Origin of the sequence: Paraburkholderia sp. SARCC-3016 (assembly GCF_031119615.1) — a bacterium.
In the GTDB taxonomy this organism is placed as follows: domain Bacteria; phylum Pseudomonadota; class Gammaproteobacteria; order Burkholderiales; family Burkholderiaceae; genus Paraburkholderia.
Genome location: NZ_JAVHZD010000010.1, coordinates 57,894 through 75,435, shown reverse-complemented (window position 1 = coordinate 75,435; position 17,542 = coordinate 57,894). Strand labels below are relative to the sequence as shown.

Annotated in this window: 15 protein-coding genes; 7 read left to right on the top strand and 8 right to left on the bottom strand. The window is 62.3% G+C overall.

Annotated elements, in window-relative coordinates; all coding sequences use genetic code 11:
- Positions 1 to 93: 93 nt before the first annotated feature.
- A complete protein-coding gene (locus QYH69_RS12125; protein WP_308832101.1) occupies positions 94 to 498 on the bottom strand; it encodes a heme-binding protein in 405 nt (134 codons plus the stop codon).
- 364 nt (positions 499 to 862) lie between these two features.
- Between QYH69_RS12125 and aldA the strand changes: the two genes are divergently transcribed.
- The gene (gene aldA, locus QYH69_RS12120) at positions 863 to 2,308 is read left to right on the top strand and encodes an aldehyde dehydrogenase (protein ID WP_308832100.1); all 1,446 of its coding nucleotides are present in this window, start codon (positions 863 to 865) and stop codon (positions 2,306 to 2,308) included.
- Positions 2,309 to 2,553: 245 nt separating this feature from the next.
- Entirely contained in the window at positions 2,554 to 4,941 is a 2,388-nt protein-coding gene (locus tag QYH69_RS12115) for a phosphoketolase family protein (RefSeq protein WP_308832099.1), read from the top strand.
- 97 nt (positions 4,942 to 5,038) lie between these two features.
- Here the strand turns inward: QYH69_RS12115 and QYH69_RS12110 are convergent, their stop codons facing one another.
- Positions 5,039 to 5,983 carry a DMT family transporter gene (locus QYH69_RS12110; protein ID WP_308832098.1) on the bottom strand — a complete coding sequence of 315 codons (945 nt, stop codon included), beginning with the start codon at positions 5,981 to 5,983 and terminating at the stop codon, positions 5,039 to 5,041.
- Positions 5,984 to 6,113: 130 nt separating this feature from the next.
- Here QYH69_RS12110 and QYH69_RS12105 point away from each other — a divergent pair, with 130 nt between their 5' ends.
- The 4 genes from QYH69_RS12105 (at position 6,114) to QYH69_RS12090 (ending at position 9,861) form a co-directional block, all read left to right on the top strand.
- On the top strand, positions 6,114 to 7,040 hold the full coding sequence (locus QYH69_RS12105; protein WP_308832097.1) for a LysR family transcriptional regulator: 927 nt from the start codon (positions 6,114 to 6,116) through the stop codon (positions 7,038 to 7,040).
- A gap of 229 nt (positions 7,041 to 7,269) precedes the next feature.
- Positions 7,270 to 7,638, top strand: a complete 369-nt coding sequence (locus tag QYH69_RS12100; RefSeq protein WP_308832096.1) for a YciI family protein — start codon at positions 7,270 to 7,272, stop codon at positions 7,636 to 7,638.
- Positions 7,635 to 8,888 carry a DUF6596 domain-containing protein gene (locus tag QYH69_RS12095; protein ID WP_308832095.1) on the top strand — a complete coding sequence of 418 codons (1,254 nt, stop codon included), beginning with the start codon at positions 7,635 to 7,637 and terminating at the stop codon, positions 8,886 to 8,888. Before QYH69_RS12100 ends, QYH69_RS12095 begins: the two co-directional genes overlap by 4 nt.
- An 838-nt stretch (positions 8,889 to 9,726) precedes the next feature.
- Positions 9,727 to 9,861, top strand: coding sequence for a hypothetical protein (locus tag QYH69_RS12090; RefSeq protein ID WP_308832094.1), 135 nt, complete (start codon positions 9,727 to 9,729; stop codon positions 9,859 to 9,861).
- Positions 9,862 to 9,888: 27 nt separating this feature from the next.
- Here the strand turns inward: QYH69_RS12090 and QYH69_RS12085 are convergent, their stop codons facing one another.
- The 6 genes from QYH69_RS12085 to QYH69_RS12060 all read right to left on the bottom strand — a co-directional run bounded on the left by QYH69_RS12085 (position 9,889) and on the right by QYH69_RS12060 (position 16,049).
- A complete protein-coding gene (locus QYH69_RS12085) occupies positions 9,889 to 10,923 on the bottom strand; it encodes an NAD(P)-dependent alcohol dehydrogenase (RefSeq protein ID WP_308832093.1) in 1,035 nt (344 codons plus the stop codon).
- 31 nt (positions 10,924 to 10,954) lie between these two features.
- Complete coding sequence (locus QYH69_RS12080; protein ID WP_308832092.1) at positions 10,955 to 11,734, bottom strand: SDR family oxidoreductase; 780 nt, start codon at positions 11,732 to 11,734, stop codon at positions 10,955 to 10,957.
- A 38-nt stretch (positions 11,735 to 11,772) separates the two neighbouring features.
- Positions 11,773 to 12,753, bottom strand: coding sequence for a sugar-binding transcriptional regulator (locus QYH69_RS12075; protein ID WP_308832091.1), 981 nt, complete (start codon positions 12,751 to 12,753; stop codon positions 11,773 to 11,775).
- 63 nt (positions 12,754 to 12,816) lie between these two features.
- A complete protein-coding gene (locus tag QYH69_RS12070) occupies positions 12,817 to 13,716 on the bottom strand; it encodes a carbohydrate ABC transporter permease (protein WP_308832090.1) in 900 nt (299 codons plus the stop codon).
- Positions 13,713 to 14,660 carry a carbohydrate ABC transporter permease gene (locus tag QYH69_RS12065; RefSeq protein ID WP_232243472.1) on the bottom strand — a complete coding sequence of 316 codons (948 nt, stop codon included), beginning with the start codon at positions 14,658 to 14,660 and terminating at the stop codon, positions 13,713 to 13,715. Before QYH69_RS12065 ends, QYH69_RS12070 begins: the two co-directional genes overlap by 4 nt.
- Before the next feature lie 36 nt (positions 14,661 to 14,696).
- Positions 14,697 to 16,049: a sugar ABC transporter substrate-binding protein gene (locus tag QYH69_RS12060; RefSeq protein ID WP_308832089.1), complete on the bottom strand. Its 1,353-nt coding sequence runs from the start codon at positions 16,047 to 16,049 to the stop codon at positions 14,697 to 14,699.
- A 231-nt stretch (positions 16,050 to 16,280) separates the two neighbouring features.
- Between QYH69_RS12060 and QYH69_RS12055 the strand changes: the two genes are divergently transcribed.
- Entirely contained in the window at positions 16,281 to 17,405 is a 1,125-nt protein-coding gene (locus QYH69_RS12055) for a sn-glycerol-3-phosphate ABC transporter ATP-binding protein UgpC (protein ID WP_308832088.1), read from the top strand.
- Positions 17,406 to 17,542: the final 137 nt, after the last annotated feature.

Below are 17,542 nucleotides of genomic sequence, written 5' to 3'. Positions count from 1 at the left end.
GATACCGCTTGATACCGCTTACTTCAGCCTGGTACCGCCTGGTACCGCTGGCTACTGCTGGCCGACGGGCGCGCGGGCTGGGCGCGTGATCCGTCAGCCGGCCACGCTTTGTGCGCCGGCGCGGGCGACCTGCGCGTCTTCGGGTGCCTTCACGCCGGACACGCCGACGGCGCCGACCACCTGGCCGTCGACCACGATCGGCACGCCGCCTTCGAGCGCGCCGGCCAGCGGCGCGGAAAGAAACGCGGTGCGGCCGCCGTTGATCATGTCCTCGTACTGTTTCGATTCGCGGCGCCCGAGTGCCGCGGTGCGGGCCTTTTCAGTCGCGATATAGGCACCGATCGGCGCGCAGCCGTCGAGGCGCAGGAGCCCGAGGAGATGGCCTCCGTCGTCGGCAACCGCAATCGTGACGGCCCATTTGTTCTTCTCTGCCTCGGCCCGGGCTGCGTCCAGAATGCGCGTCGTTTCGGCGATGGAAAGCGTGGGCTTGCTCAACATTCGATTTTCCTTTCGATTATAGATTTGCACTATTTACCACAGGCAACGGCTGTTCCCGATCAATCGCAGCCGCCCCCGGCATCCGAAGTGTTGCCCGGAACGCGGGTTCGGGGCCGAGAGTACCACTTTGAAATGCGTTCTGTGTATCGGGCACGCGATCGAAAGCCGCGCGACAGCGTGCGGCCTGCACCGGATAACGCCGCTCGTTGCGATTCATGCGATGGTTGCGTGAATTTAAGGCAACGAATGCAACCTGTGCCTGTCTATCGTGAGCATTCGATGCGCACGCATCGGATCGACGCCGCGCGCGACGCAGCCCGCTTCGCGATCAGAGCGGCAACCCCTCAGCCATAGGTGACCACGCATGAGTACGACCCAACAGTATTCGCTTTTCATCAACGGCGACTGGATGCAATCGAAGGACGCCGAGCGCCTGACGATTCGCAGTCCCGCTACCGGCGAGACGATCGCCACCGTCATCGATGCAACCGATGCCGACGTCGATCGCGCAGTCGAGGCCGCACAGGCCGCGTTTCCCGCATGGAGCCGCCGCACGGCGCTCGAGCGCGCCGATTGCCTGCTGCGCCTCAACGAACTGATGCAGCGCGATCGCGAGCGACTCGCGCGTCTGCTCACGAAAGAAGTCGGCAAACCGATCCGCGAAGCGCGCGGTGAAATCGATTTTGCCATTCAGTTGAACCGTTTCGCCGCGGAAAACGCGCGCCGCATCGAAGGCGATATCGTACCCGGCAGCCGTCCCGGCGAAAAAATTCTGATCGAAAAGCTGCCGCACGGCGTGATCGGCGGCATTACCGCATGGAATTTCCCGGCCGCCCTGCTCGCGCGCAAGGTCGCGCCCGCTATTGCAGCCGGCAATACGATCGTGCTGAAGCCGCACGAATTGACGCCCGTGACGTCGCTTGAAATCGGCAAGCTGATTGCCGAAGCGGGCATTCCGCCGGGCGTCGTGAATATCGTGAGCGGCGGCATCCGCACCGGCGAACGGCTCGTCACGCACCCGGCCATCAAGCTGATCACGATGACGGGCAGCACGCGCGCCGGCAAGCAGATCATGGCCGCCGCCGCGCCTACGCTGAAAGAAGTCCGGCTGGAACTGGGCGGCAAGGCGCCGTTCATCGTGCTCGCCGATGCGGACCTCGAACTCGCGGCCACGGCCGCCGTCGAGGCGCGCTTCCTGAACGCAGGCCAGGTGTGCACCGCGAACGAACGCACCTACGTGCACGAAGCCGTCTACGACCGCTTCCTCGAACTCGTCACGAAAAAGATCAAGGCGATGAAAGTCGGCGACCCCGACGACGAAACGACCGACATGGGCCCGAAGGTCAGCAAGGTCGAAGTCGAAAAGGTCGATGCAATGGTCGCGAAAGCCGTGCAACAAGGCGCGAAAGTCCATATCGGCGGCGCACGGCTCACGGGCGGCCTGTACGACCATGGCTACTTCTATGAGCCGACGCTGCTGACGGGCGTCACGCATCAGATGGATATCGTGCGTTCCGAAGTGTTCGGTCCCGTCGTTTCCGTGCTCAAAATAAAGAACTTCGACGAAGCGCTCGAATTCGCGAACGATTCGAACTTTGGCCTCTCGGCGTATCTGTTTACGAAAGACATCGGCGTGCTGATGCGCACGTCGGCCGAACTGAATTTCGGCGAAATCTATGTGAACCGCACGAACGGCGAAGCGCCGCAAGGCTTCCATCACGGCTATGGCGATAGCGGCCTTGGCGGTGAAGACGGCAAGTACGGTCTCGAAGCGTATGTGCGCACGAAGACGATCTATCTGAACGCATAACGTGCGACGTTCATATCGCGCTTCACCGCGTTTGCTTCGCGCTGAAGCAGACCGCCGTGCATGTGCGGCAGTCTGCTTCAGATCATGAAACGGCCGCGCAATGCGGTCGAAAATTCGCAAAGCGCAGCCTATGATTAGTAACTCGCCCAGCGTCGCACGTCTTGCGGCGGCGCTGCCTGACGTCATCCGCGACGCATTGCCGCGCGTGTCCGCGTTGCGATGCACCGCACACGGAGGCATACGCCATGGCCGACGACGCACCTCTCGCCCCCTCCCCGCTGCAGTCCGAAGAATTACGCAACATGGACCGCTACTGGCGGGCCTGCAATTATCTGTCCGCCGGCATGATTTACCTGCGCGCAAATCCGCTGTTGCGCAAGCCGCTCGAAGCCGCTCATATCAAGCGGCGCCTGCTCGGCCACTGGGGGTCCGATCCGGGGCAAAGCTTTCTGCTCGTGCATCTGAATCGTGTGATCAGGCAACGCGACCTGAACATGATCTACATTTCGGGCCCTGGGCATGGCGCACCGGCGACGCTCGCGAATAGTTACCTCGAAGGCCGCTATTCGGAAATCTATCCGGACCGCAGCGAAACCGAGGAAGGCATGGAGCAGTTCTTCCGGCTGTTTTCGTTTCCGGGCGGCATCGGATCGCATTGCACGCCCGAAACGCCGGGCTCGATTCACGAAGGCGGCGAACTCGGCTACAGCATTTCGCATGCGTACGGCGCAGCGTTCGATAACCCGGACCTTATCGTGACCGTCGCGGTCGGCGACGGCGAAGCGGAAACCGGGCCGCTCGCCACATCGTGGCATTCGAACAAGTTTCTGAATCCGGTGCGAGACGGCGCAGTGCTGCCTGTGCTGCATCTGAACGGCTACAAGATCGCCAACCCGACGATCCTCGCGCGCATTCCGCACGAAGAACTCGAAGCGCTGATGACGGGCTACGGTTACAAGCCCTATTTCGTCGAAGGCGACGATCCGACGGCAATGCATCAGAAGATGGCCGCAACGCTCGACCGCTGCCTCGACGAAATCCACACGATTCAACACACCGCACGCACGCAAGGCATCCGCAACCGGCCGCGCTGGCCGATGATCGTCCTGCGCACGCCGAAGGGCTGGACCGGCCCGCGCGAACTCGGCGGCCACGAGGTGGAAGGATCGTGGCGCGCGCACCAGGTGCCGATCGCCGACCCGGCAACCAATCGCGAAAGCCTGCGCGCGGTCGAAGCGTGGCTAAGGAGCTATGAGCCCGAAACCCTCTTCGACGAAGCGGGACGCCTCGTCGAAGACTTGCGCGCGCTCGCGCCGGCCGGGGAACGCCGCATCAGCGCGAACCCGCACGCAAACGGCGGCGCGCTATGCAAGGCACTCGATCTGCCGCCGTTTCAGGAATACGCGGTACCGGTGAAAAAGCCCGCCAGCGACTATGTGCCGACCACCGACGTGCTCGGTAAATTCCTGCGCGACGTGATGCGCCGGAACATGACGAACTTCCGCGTGTTCGGCCCCGACGAAACCGCGAGCAACAAGCTCACCGCGATTTACGAAGTATCGAAGAAGACCTGGTTGGCCGAACTCAAGGACAGCGATGCGGACGGCGGCGACCTCGCCGTCGATGGCCGCGTGATGGAAATGCTCAGCGAACACACGCTCGAGGGCTGGCTCGAAGGCTACACGCTGACAGGCCGACATGGGCTCTTCGCGACCTACGAAGCATTCGTGCATGTGATCGACTCGATGTTCAACCAGCACGCGAAGTGGCTCGAAAAAGCCAAGCGCGAGTTGCGCTGGCGGCAACCGGTGCCGGCGCTGAACCTGCTGATCACGTCGCTCGTCTGGCGCCAGGACCATAACGGCTTTACGCACCAGGACCCGGGCTTTCTCGATGTCGTGACGAACAAGAGCCCCGATGTCGTGCGCATTTATTTGCCGCCCGATGCGAACTGCCTGCTTAGCGTAGCCGATCACTGCCTGCGTTCGCGCGATTACGTGAATGTGATCGTCGCGGACAAGCAGCCGCATTTGCAGTACCTCGATATGAACACGGCGATCGCACACTGCACGAAGGGCATCGGCATCTGGCCGTGGGCATCGACCGATCAGGGCTGCGAGCCGGACGTCGTGATCGCGTGCGCAGGCGACATCGCGACTATGGAAGCGCTCGCGGCCGTCGAGATCCTGAAAGGCTGGTTTGCGGACCTGAAGATCCGCTTCGTGAACGTGGTCGACCTGTTCCGGTTGATGCCCGATACCGACCATCCGCATGGCCTGTCGTCACGCGATTTCGATTCGCTGTTCACGACGGACAAGCCCGTGATCTTCAACTTCCATTCGTATGCATCGCTCGTGCACAAGCTCACCTACAAGCGCACGAATCACGAAAATATTCACGTGCACGGCTATGCCGAGAAAGGCAACATCAATACGCCGCTCGAGCTCGCGATGATCAACGGCATCGACCGCTTCACCCTCGCGATCGATGCGATCGACCGTGTGCCGCGCCTGCGCGGAATCGGCGATCACGCGAAGGAACGGCTGCGCGACCAGAAGATCGAGCACCTCAATTACGCGCACACCGAGGGCATCGATCGCGAGGAGATTCGGGACTGGCGCTGGAAGGGGTGAGCACGCGTTTCGGCGCACTGACTTCGTCATTGCGCAATCGATCGCCCGGCAACGCGCGCCCGCTTCGATTGCCGGGCATTCCGACAACGGGCGCGGCTCACGCGTCGCTCGAGACCGCGCTACGCAATACGACCGAAGTGCCGGCGTTCCTTTGCCAGGGCACAGCCGCGAGCAAGGATCCCAGCACCATCAACCCGCCTCCGAGCCAGCCCCACACCGACAGTTGCTCGCCAAGCCATGCGTACGCGAATAGCGCGCCGAACGCCGGTTCGCTGCCCATCAGTAGCGCCACGCGCGTTGGGCTGCTGCGTTTGACAGCGAAGTTTTGCGCGAAGAATGCGAACAGCGTGCAGGCGAGCACGAGGTACACGACGCTGGTCCAGAACGTGCCATGCCCGGCTAGCGCCGGCAGCGCGTGCCATTGCGCCGATGCAAATACGAACTCCGAAATAATCGCGGCGCCGAAACTGCCAAGCGCGACGGTGCCTGCCTGAACCGCCGTCACCGACAACGGCGCAAGCGTCGATTCGTGCATCACACGTCTCGTCACGCACACCATCAGCGCGCGCAGCAGCGCCGCGAGCAGAATCAGCGCGTCGCCCGCGGTCGGGATGAACACGCCGCCGCTCACCATGACCGCGCCGGCGAGCGACAACAGGACGGCGAGCCACTCGACACCGGTCGGCTTTCTTCGCAGCAGCGCCCATTCGACCAGCGGCGTCAGCACCACGCACAGACTGATCAGGAATGCCGCGTTTGACGCGCGTGTCAGCGATATGCCAAACGTCTCGGCCAGCAAGACGCTTAGCAGCAACCCGCCCGTGCCGACCGCGCCGGCGAGTGTGGACGGCTTGACATGCCGCAGCGAACGCAGCGCCGGCAACAGCACGACAAACGTCAGACCAAAGCGCAGCGCCAGCAGCCCTAACACCGGATAGAACGCGAGCGCGACTTTCGCGACTCCGTAACTGGTGCCCCACACCATTGCGACCGCCAGCAACATGAGGTCGGATATCCACAGCAGGCGTTTTTGGCTCGACATGACGAATCTTCCCTGTGCTATTCGAATCGCTCGAATTGTCTACTATTGCGTCCGAAACTATAATCACGGCTTGCGGAACATCTTTTATGTTGGCTGCGCATAAATACTGCGGCGAATGGGTACGACGACCATGAATCCCACCGAGCTTTTTGGATTGCTGCCGGACATGGCGACGTTTGCCCGCGTCGTCGACGCCGGCAACTTTTCGGTGGCCGCGCGCCAGCTCGGCACCACGCCTTCGACGGTTAGCCGGCAGATCAAACGGCTCGAAGAGGCGCTCGGCACGCGCTTGCTGGAGCGCTCGACGCGCAGCGTGCGCGTCACGGATTCGGGCGCGCAGATCTACCGCTATTGCCGCGACATGGTCGGCGCGGCGTGGGCTGCGGTCGATATCGCCGGACAAACGGTCGGCGAGCCGCGAGGCAAGGTCAGCGTCAGCGCGCCGATTGCCTTTGCCCGCAACGTGATCCATCCGCTGATTCCGGAATTTCTGCGCCGCTGGCCCGATGTCGATGTCCAGCTGGTGTTCGAGGATCGCGAGATCGATCCGTTACGCGAAGACGTCGATATCGTGATCCGGCTGACCCGCTCGCCTCCGCAGGGCCTCGCCGCCCGGCAACTAGGCTCGGTGAAATGGCTGCTCTGTGCGTCGCCCGCTTATCTCGACGCGCACGGCACGCCGAACGAACCGCACGATCTCGCGCATCACGAATGCCTGTATCTCGGCGAAACGGTCGACGACAATCGATGGCATTTCCGGCGGGGCGCGCAGACCCAGACGCTCGACGTGCGCGGCCGCTATATCGCGAACGATGCAGACGCGCGTCTCGATGCGGCGCTGCAGGATTGGGGCATTGCGAGCTTGCCCGACTTCGCGGCCGCGCAGGCGCTCCAGCAAGGCGAGCTCGTTCAGGTGCTCGCCGGCTGGGAATTCGAGCTGCGCCCGTACATGGGGCCGGTGTGGCTGCTGTATCCGCCGAACCGCTTTCTTCCGTCGAAGGTGCGCGCGCTGATCGATCATCTTGCGACGCATTTGCACGACACGATGGTGGCGTAGCCGGTTGGCCGCACGCGACATGCGTTGCCGATCCCTATCTTGCGTTAGCGATAGTCGGCCCGATTGCATATAGTGCACAAACGCCCGTTTCTATTAGAGGCATGTCCCCGTGCGCCGTCGCGCAACACGCGAGTTTTTTAAGGCTGCCTGTCCATCCGCATGCGGTTCGCGCGTCATTGCAATGGCGGCGCGCTGCAAACACCGCCTCAACCCCAAAACGGAGGCTCATATGCAATATCTGTTGCTGATCTATTCGGAAGAAAACCGCTGGAACCAGATGACCGACAGTGAGCGGCAGCAAGGCGTGGCCGCGTATCAGGCGTACACCGAAGCGTTGCAGAAAGCGCAGGCGCTGGTCGGCGCCAACCGCCTGCAGCATACGAACTCGGCCACCACGGTGCGGCTCGTCGACGCCAAACCGCAGGTGCTGGACGGACCGTTCTCCGACACGAAGGAGCAGCTCGCCGGCTACTACCTGATCGACGTGCCCAACCTGGACGCGGCGATCGCGTGGGCATCGCGCTGTCCCGGCGCGGCGCACGGCACGATGGAAGTGCGCCCGGTGTGGAATGCGCCGAAGGATGCACGCTCCGCATGAGTCCGGCCGGCCGCGGCCGCGATGCCGACGGCGCCGCGCATGCGATTGCCGAAGCCGTCGCGCGCCGCAGTTACGGCAAGCTCGTCGCGCTGCTGGCGATTCGCACGCGCGACGTGGCCGCAGCCGAAGATGCGCTCGCCGATGCCTTTGCCGCCGCGCTCGCCGACTGGCCCGAGCGCGGCTGCCCCGCGAATCCCGAAGCGTGGCTGATGACGGTGGCGCGCCGCCGCGCGATCGACGGCGCACGGCATCGCCGCGTCGGCGACGGCGTGGCGAACCAGCTCGCGGTTCTCGCCGACGAGATCGACGAGCACGAAGCAGGCGCCTTGCCCGACCGCCGGCTTGCCCTGCTGTTCGCATGCACGCATCCGGCGCTCGAGGCCGCGATTCGCACGCCGCTGATGCTGCAGGTCGTGCTGGGCCTCGACGCGAAGACGATCGCCTCCGCGTTCCTGACCTCGCCTGCCGCGATGAGCAAGCGCCTCGTGCGCGCAAAAAACAAGATTCGCGAAGCGGGCATCCCGTTCAGCGTGCCCGAACGCGAGGAGTTGCCCGGCCGGCTCGCGGCCGTGCTCGAAGCTGTCTACGCGGCGTACGCCGAAGGTTGGACCGACCCGGTCGGCAGCGACACCGAGCGGCGCGATCTTGCCGGCGAGGCGTTGTTTCTGGCGGACATGCTCGCGGAGTTGCTGCCCGGAGAGCCCGAGACGCTGGGCCTTTTCGCGCTGATGCTGTATGCGCAGGCACGGCGTGATGCGCGCCGCAACGCGGCCGGCGACTATGTGCCGCTGTCCTCCCAGGATCCGGCGAGATGGAACGCTGCGATGATCGACGCGGCCGACGCGCTGCTATTGCGCGCGAGCACCTTCCACACCATCGGACGCTTTCAGCTCGAGGCGGCGCTGCAGTCGGCGCATATACACCGCTGCCGGACGCATTGCGCGAACTGGAATGAGATCGTTCAGCTCTACGACGCGTTGCTCGCGATGACCGCCTCGCCGGTCGTCGCGGTGAACCGCGCACTCGCGATCGCTGAACGCGACAGCGCGCAGGCGGCGCTCGACGCGCTGGCGCCGTACGCGGACGATCCGCGCCTCGTTGACTATCAGCCTTACTGGGCCGCGCGCGCCGATCTGCTCGCGCGTGCCGGCGCGAAGGCCGAGGCATTTGCCGCATACGATCTCGCGATCGGCCTCGCGAGCGATCCGGCGGTGCGGCGGTTTTTGCAACGCAAGCGGTTGGGGCTGTGAGTGTCGGGGTGGATTTGCGCTGCTCAAACGAGAGCGTAAAGAAAGAGATAGAACATCACAGTCGTTATCCACAACGTGACGAGTGTCAAGACGAACTTTCGCCCGCTCCGCTGTCCGCCCTGCTGAAAACCGACATAGGCCCATAGGAGAGCCGGACCAAACAGGCTCAATAAAATCAGCGCGTAACCCCAAAGCGTCACACGACAATGCTCGATATCCCAGCAACCCCGTGGATGAATGACAGGCCAAGCCAGCACGCCGGCAATCCAGGCACCCAGCAACGCAGACTGCCTTGACGCAAACAAGCCTGCAGCTAAGACGCTGCCGACCACATGACGCGTCTCATTTAATCTCCCGGAAACAACGAGAATATGACGGGCGACAGGCTCGTCGGGGATCTATGCATGGCTCCGATACGTACGCCTCCTTGAGCTAGACATGAAGAACCCGGGTTTCCATAAACGTCATTCCCCGTTGCATGAGAATCGCGAAAAAGAGGTATCGATGTGAGATCGTGACACCGTATTCGCCGCAATACCTCACTCTCTGCTTCGATCCCGACATGTCCCAATTCTCTCCATCGAGAAACTCAAAGCACTCGGCCATTGTTTCCACCAGCCTCGTATCGGTGTCCCGTTGCGTACAGGAGTCACAACGCTCATTGAAATGACCGGGCTCGCGCGATAGCGGGCGTATCCTGGCTATATAACCTGAGGCGTATCGCAGACTCTTTCCGCCCGCTTATCTGGCGACCGCAGCATTCGCAGTCAACAGATTTCGCAACATGCCGTTATGGGGGCAATTTATCGATCACCGCGGCGGTATCAAGCAATTCGCGGTGGATGCTTTCGAGAAGCGGCTTAAGACGCAACAAAGCATCGTCCACATCGAACGATGCTTTCCGTTGCAGCCGCTGTCGGTCGAAGCGTCGCTCGACACCTTCGACCACTTCTATCGCGTTGCGCAGATGTGACGAATACCACACCCGCAACGCGATCCATCACTCCATCACGATCTGCACCTTCACATCGGTCGGCTTCCCGCTCGCCGCTTCCTCGAATGCCTTGATGCCCTCCGCAAACGGAAACGTTCGCGAAATAAACGGCTTCACATCGATACGTCCCGACGCGATCAGCTGAATCGCGCGCGGGAAAATATTGGCATAGCGGAACACCGATTCGACCCGTGCCTCTTTGATCTGCAATGCGACAACATCGAGCGGCACCGGGTTTTGCGGCATGCCGACCAGCACCAGACATCCGCCAGGGCACAGCAGATCGACAATCCCCTCAAACGCCTTCGCGCTGCCGCTCGCCTCGAGCACGAGGTCCGCGCCCCATCCGTCGGTCAGCTCGTTCACCACATCCTTGACAGATGTGTTACGAATATCCACCGTCGTCACGCCCGGCGTATTCCCGATCAATTCGAGCTTCTCCGGCACGAGATCGCAAACAATCGCGCGACTGCACCCACCCGCGAGCGCCGCAAGCGCACACATCATGCCGATCGTGCCCGCACCAAGCACAACCGCGACGTCACCTGGCTTGATCGCGGCTTTCTTGGCCGCCTGCAAACCGATCGACAACGGCTCGACAATCGCGCCCTCGGCAAAGCTCACGTTATCCGGCAGCTTGTACGTGAACGCGGCCGGATGCACGACAAACGGCGCAAGACATCCGTGCACGGGCGGCGTCGCCCAGAAGCGCACCTTCGGATCGAGGTTGTACATGCCCTCGCGAGACGCACGCGACTCCGTGTCCGGCACGCCCGGCTCCATACACACGCGATCGCCGGGTTTCAGATTCGTCACTTCGTCGCCCACCTGCACGACCGTGCCGGCCGCCTCATGTCCGAGCACCATCGGCTCCGTCACGACAAACGGCCCGATCCGGCCATGCTGGTAGTAGTGAATGTCGCTGCCGCAAATCCCGACCGTGTTGATGCGGATACGGACATCGCGCGGCCCGACCGCCTGCGGCAAGCTGAACGGCCGCAAGCTGATGCGCTGTGCGCTTTCGAGAACCAGAGCTTCCATCGTCGTTCCTTTGCAAAATAAGAAAACCGCTTCAAGCCGCCAGCAACCCGCCCTCGACGACAAGGCTCACGCCATTCACCATGCTCGATTCGTCGGAGAGCAGATAAGCAATGGTGTTCGCCACCTCGATCGGTTGTACAAAACGATGCAGCGGAATGCGCGCCAGCACGGGCCCCGCTTTCGCCGGATCGCTCCATGCCTTCTCGCCCATCGGAGTCATCGTGACGGTCGGATTGACGGCATTCACGCGTATTCCATGCTCGCCGAGCTCGATCGCCATCGCACGCGTCAATCCGTCGAGGCCCGCTTTCGACGCGCAATACGCGGCATGCAACGGAAAGCCGATCTGCGCCGAGACGCTCGACACATTGACGATCGCGCCTTTCACGCCGCGCTCGATCATGCTGCGCGCGCACTGCTGCGAAATAATCATCGCGGCGCGCAGGTTGACGGCGATCGTCCGGTCGAATGCTTCGACAGTCGTGTCAAGAAACGGCTGCAATTCGACCGTGCCCGCGCAATTGACGAGCAGGTCGACCGGTTGCGCAGCACGCGCCGCTTCGAGTGCCGCGGCTGCATCGGCGAGATCCGCGCATAGCGTTTCACAACCGGTCTCGTCTTTGAGCGTCTTCAGATCGGCGGCAGCGCGGCTCAAAGCGATCACGCGCGCGCCGCGTTGCGCCATCAGTTGCGCGGTCGTGCGACCAATGCCTTTGCCCGCACCGGTGACAAGCACCGTTTTGCCGGAGAATTCGCGGCTGCGATCGACCTGGCCGGGTTCGCCGCGGCTGCCTGCATCGATATCGGACATGATCGTCGCTCCAATTGCTCCAAACGCCCCAGTTCACCTCAAGGCTCGTCGCACAAACGGCGCGCCGTATCTTCGTCGGTCACGAGCACCGACGCATACCGCCCGCGCAACGCCGCACGCGTCACATGAAACTTCTTCGCCCCACCCGATACGAGCACGACATGATCGATATTGCGCAAGTCGTCGAGCGTGATCGCCACCGTGCGCCGATTGAGCGGATGGTCGATCGGTTCGCCGTCCGCATTCATAAAATGCCCAAGCAGATCGCCGACGGCCCCCGCCTTTCGCAGCATGCGCAATTCTTCGGGCTTGCTGATGCCATACGTGACGACCAGCGACTCCGTCAGATCGCCGGACGTGAGAAGCGCAAGATCCGCATGACGCGCAAGCTCATACGTGCCGCGCACCGCCTCTTCCTGCAGGAGCATGTCGCGCGCCTTCTGGCTGCCCACATAAATCGGCGCAGCGAACAGATAACCGTCCGCATGGCACAGGTTCGCGAAATCGGACACGATGTCGAAGGTATTGATGCTCGGGCAATGCGACAACCCGCCTTGCAGCGACACCGCATTCAGCGCGCCGTACGCGCGCTGCGGCATCGCGCGCAATACCGCACGAATCGTGCGGCCCCAGCCGATGCCGATCGTGCTGCCGTCTTCGATGCGCGTCGCGAGATAACCGGCCGCGCCGATGCCGAGTCCCGCCATGTTCGCGTCCGCGTTCGCACCGGTCGGCACGACCACGGCGGCTTCGAGTTCGAAGCGCTCGACAAGCTGTTCTTCGAGCGCAATACATGGCGCAAACCGGCTATTGATCGTGATCTGCACGAGCCCCGATTCGCGGCCCGCCGCCAGCAGTCGGTTCACGCGCACCCGGTTGCTGCCGATGCGCTGCGCGATTTCCTGCTGCGTCATGTTGCCGATGTAGTAATGCCATGCGACGCGCGCCTGCAACTCCTCCTCGGAGTCGATCGCGCCATCGGATTCGAGCATCATCACGGGCGGGGCTGTTTTACTCATGTGGGAGTTCGCTTCGAATGAATGTGACGGGCCCTTATACCAGAACCGGACCGCGCCGCCGCATCACTTCACCGCGCCCATCGTAAGGCCTTGCACGAGCCGTCCCGACACGAGCAGCGCGAACACGACCATCGGCAGCACGATCAACGTGCCCGTCGCCATGATCTCGCCCCACGGCAGCTCGTAACCGCTCATATAGCTCGTTGCCGCAACCGGCGACGTCACCGCGTCGGTGCGCGTCAGCACGAGTGCATACAGCAGGTCGTTCCACGAAAAAATAAACGCGAAGATCGCCGACACCACGATGCCCGGCATCGCGAGCGGCAGATTGATGCGCCAGAAGATGCGCAACGGCGAGGCGCCATCGAGGCGCGCCGCTTCGTCGAGTTCGACCGGAATATTGCGGAACTGGTCGGTGCAGATCCAGATCACGATCGGCAGGCAAAACGTGATGTACAGCAGGATCAGCACGAGATGCGTATCGACGAGGTCGAGCTTGGTCGCGATCAGGAAAAACGGTACCGCCAGCACGACCGGGCTCACCATGCGGTTCGAAATGAACCAGAACCACAGATCTTCCTTGCCGCGAAATTCGTAGCGCGCAAGCGCATAGGCGGCGGGCGTGCCGAGCAGAATCGACGCCACCGTGGTGCTGCTCGCGACGATCAGCGAATTGATCAGACTCGCGCCGACCTGATGCTCGAAAAGCGCATCCGTATAGTGCTTGAACGTAGGATGAAACAACCATAGCGGCGGGTACGCAAGCGCTTCGGCCTGGCTCTTGAGACTCGTGCTCACCATCCAGTAGAACGGAAACACCGATGACAAAAATACGACGACGAGGCCGAGAAAATGCCAGACAGTCGCGTTGCGGCGCGCAGTACGCGCCCGGCGCGCCCGCGCGGTAAGGCCCACGGCGCGCGAAGCAGCACCGTTTGCCGGTTGCGTCGATGGAGCGTTCACGTAGCCTCCCGATACACGAAACGGATATACAGGCGCGACAGCACGATGGTCAGAATCAGCAGCAGAATCGCCTGCGCGGACGCCATACCCTGGTCGAACAACCGGAACCCGATGCGCTGGATATAAACGCTGATGAACTCGGTCGCGGTGCCAGGGCCGCCGCGCGTCATCGTAAAGACAGCGTCGAACATCTTCAGCATGTCGGCCGAACGCAAAATCAGAATGGCAGTGAGCCCGGGCAGCAGATACGGGCGCTGCAGATGCCACAAGATCTTGCTCCACTTCGGCGTTTCGAGTCGCGCGGCCTCCTCCGCCTCTTTCGGCACCATCGCGAGTCCGGCCAGCATGATCAGCGCGCAGAACGGCGTCCACTGCCAGATGTCCATGATCATCACGGAAACAAACGCGAGCGTCGGATCGGCAAGCCAGTCCAGCGGGGCAATGCCGAAGAAGCTCGCAAAGTAATTCGCCACGCCGAATTGCCGGTTGAAAATCAGCCGTCCGATCAAACCGACCACCGCATACGTGGTCGCCATCGGAATCACGAGACTCACGCGCGCAATCGCGCGCATCCACGGCAACTCCACGCGATGCAGCATCAGCGCGGCAAAAAGGCCCAGCGCGACTTCGATCGGCAAGGTCACGCACAGGAACAGCACCGTGCGCCCAAGCGCGCCCCAGAACGACGGATCGGTCAGCGTGGCGATGTAGTTGTCGAACCAGATAAACGGCGTGCCGGCGCCGAGATTCGCGAGCTGGTACTGATGAAACGAGTTGTACAGCGCGAGCAGTGTCGGATAGATGCCGATCGCCGCCAGCGTGAAAATCGCCGGAATCAGGAACCAGAACGCGGGCGAACCAGGCAAACGGAATCGCGCGCGCGGTGCGGCGCGCCGCACCGCGCGCGCCGCACCCTGTTCCCGTCGAACTGCGTCGTTCAGCATCGGGCCTCCTTGCTTCGCATCGCTGTCTCCGAGCCGTTACTTCAGCAGCGGTTTCTTGCCGCTGTAGTAACCGGCCTTGTTGAGAATGTCCTCGGTCTTCTGACCGATGGTCTGCGCGCCGTCCTTCACCGATACCTGGCCGAGCATCATCTTCGTGCCCCACTCGCCGATCACTTCCGAAATGGCCGGCCATTCGGGGAAGCGCGGCCGGTAGTCAGGCACGCCGCCCTGCCACGATTCGACCATCGGCTTCACGAACGGGTATTTGTCCTGTATCGCCTTGTCCTGATAGAGCGATGTGCGCGCCGGCACGCCGCCCGCTTCGAGATAAGGCTTCGCCATTTCCTCCGACGTAATCCACTGGATGAACAGCCACGACGCGGCCTGCTTTTTCGCGTTCGACTTCGCATTGACCGCGAGCGAGAAGCCGCCGAGCGCGGGCTTCAGTCCGGCCGGCCCGCGCGGTTCGGTCGTGATCGCAAGGCAGTTGCCGATCTTCGATTTGCTCGGGTCCGTCAACGTCGGATAGAACGCCGACCATTCGGTGATCATCGCCACCTGGCCTTGCGCCAGCGCGTTCACCGCTTCCGCGTGATCGAAGTCGACGATGCCGGGCGGCATGTACTTCATGAGCTTCTGCCGGTATTCGAGGCCGGCCTGCGATTGCGGCGACAGCAGGTTCGATTTGAACTTCGCGTCGAGCAGCGAGCCGCCGTTCGGCCACAGCACGCGCATGAAACTATCCGCCGACTGCGTCTCGCCGCGCCGCGACTGCAGCGCGAACGCGTACTGGTTTTTGCTCGCATTGGTGAGCTTCGGCGCGTACGTATTGAGAAGTTCGTCCCACGTTTTCGGTGGTTCGCTGAAGCCCGCGTCCTTCAGCATGCACTTGTTGTAGAACATGAGGCCCGAGTAGTTATCGAACGGCAGGCCGTAGGTAACTTTGTCCCACGTGCCGAACGAGTCGAGCAAAATCGGGAAAAAGCCCTGCAGGTTCAGCTTCGGGTCCGCGAGCTTCGGGTTATCGGTAAAGGTCTTGATCGGCACGAGCCACTTGTTGCTCGCGAATTCGCCGATCCACACCACGTCGACGAGCACGACATCCATGTCGCCGCCGCCGACGAAATTGAGCACCTCCTTCTCGCGTGTGCTCTCGTACGGAATCACCTCCCACTTCACGTTGATGCCCGTCTCCTTCTCGAACTGCGGGATCAGCTTCTCCGCGGCCTTATAGCCGGGACGGTCGAGAAAGATCGCCTTGATCGTGGTGCCCGAGTACGGCTGCGCGGCCTCTTTCAAGGTCCATGCCTGCGCGTTGGCGGCCATGAAGAGCGACGCCGTTGCAATCGTCAATGCGATGGCGTTGGGCTGCAAGAAGCGTTTGTTCATTGTCTGTCTCCAATGTTGTTTTTCACGTGTGCTGCTTCGTCGAATCGTGCGATTCCCTCGGCTTTGTATCACTTGTAATTTGCGTTTTACAAATGTATATTTTGGCCGGCACCTGTTGTCAAGAAGAAAATCGCTGGCACCGCATGTTGCAACGCGGTGTGACAGCGCTCAAAACAGCAGGCATTCGACGAATGCATCAGTCGCGGGCATCGAGTACGTAGGAGACAACGTATGAGCGCCGTTCATCTGCAGCAGATCCGCAAGACCTTTTCCGGCACCGAGGTGTTGAAGGGTGTCGACATCGAAGTCAACGAACACGAGTTCCTCGTTTTCGTCGGCCCGTCAGGCTGCGGAAAGTCGACGCTGCTGCGCAGCATCGCGGGCCTCGAACGCATCGATTCGGGCCAGGTCGTGATCGAAGGCGAAGACGTCACCGAGCTCGAACCGTCGGCACGCGGCGTCGCGATGGTGTTCCAGTCGTACGCGCTGTACCCGCATATGTCGGTGTACGAAAATATCGCGTTCGGGCTGCGCATGCTCAAACTGCCGGAAGCCGAGATCAGGGAACGCGTGCATCGCGCGGCGGAAATCCTGCAGATCAACCAGTTGCTCGAGCGTCGCCCGCGCGCGCTGTCGGGCGGTCAGCGCCAGCGTGTCGCGATCGGCCGCTCGATCGTGCGCGAGCCGAAGGTGTTCCTGTTCGACGAACCGCTCTCCAATCTCGACGCGGCCTTGCGCGTGCAGATGCGGCTCGAACTGATCAAGCTGCACAAGCAGCTGAACGCGACGATGATCTACGTCACGCACGATCAGACTGAAGCCATGACAATGGCCGATCGCATCGTCGTGCTCAATCACGGCAAGGTGGAACAGATCGGCTCGCCACTCGACCTCTACCGCAATCCTCACAACGCGTTTGTCGCGGGCTTTATCGGATCGCCGAAAATGAACTTCCTCGACGTGCGCGTCGCTCGCGTCGAGGCAGCGGGCGTCACGATCGAGCTGCCCGGCGGCACACCGCTCACCGTACCGTGCGTCGGCGACGGCATCGAAGCGGGCCGGAAACTGATGATGGGCATACGCCCCGAACATTTCGTCGAAGCCGCAGGCGCAGACATCGATAGCGGGCTAAGCGGCGAAGTGATGGTCATCGAGCATCTGGGCAGCGAAACGCTGCTGCATATTCGCCTTGCCGACGAGCGCGTGATTCAGGTCAAGGGTTCGGGCGAATCGAGCGCGGTCGAAGGGCAGCGTATCAACGCGGGCTTCAGCATCCGGCACGTGCATCTGTTTCGCGAAGATGGCCGCGCGCTCGAACGCGTACGCCCGGTAACCGAAGCGATCGGTGCGCATTGAACTGCCCGTGACACACGCGATCGCCGTGGGCGGTCGCTATAGCGCCGCAACGGCAATCGGTTATCGACGAACTCACCAAACTGACGTCGCGCGAACGGTTGGGTAAGCCGGAAGACGTCGCAGACACCGTCGCGTTG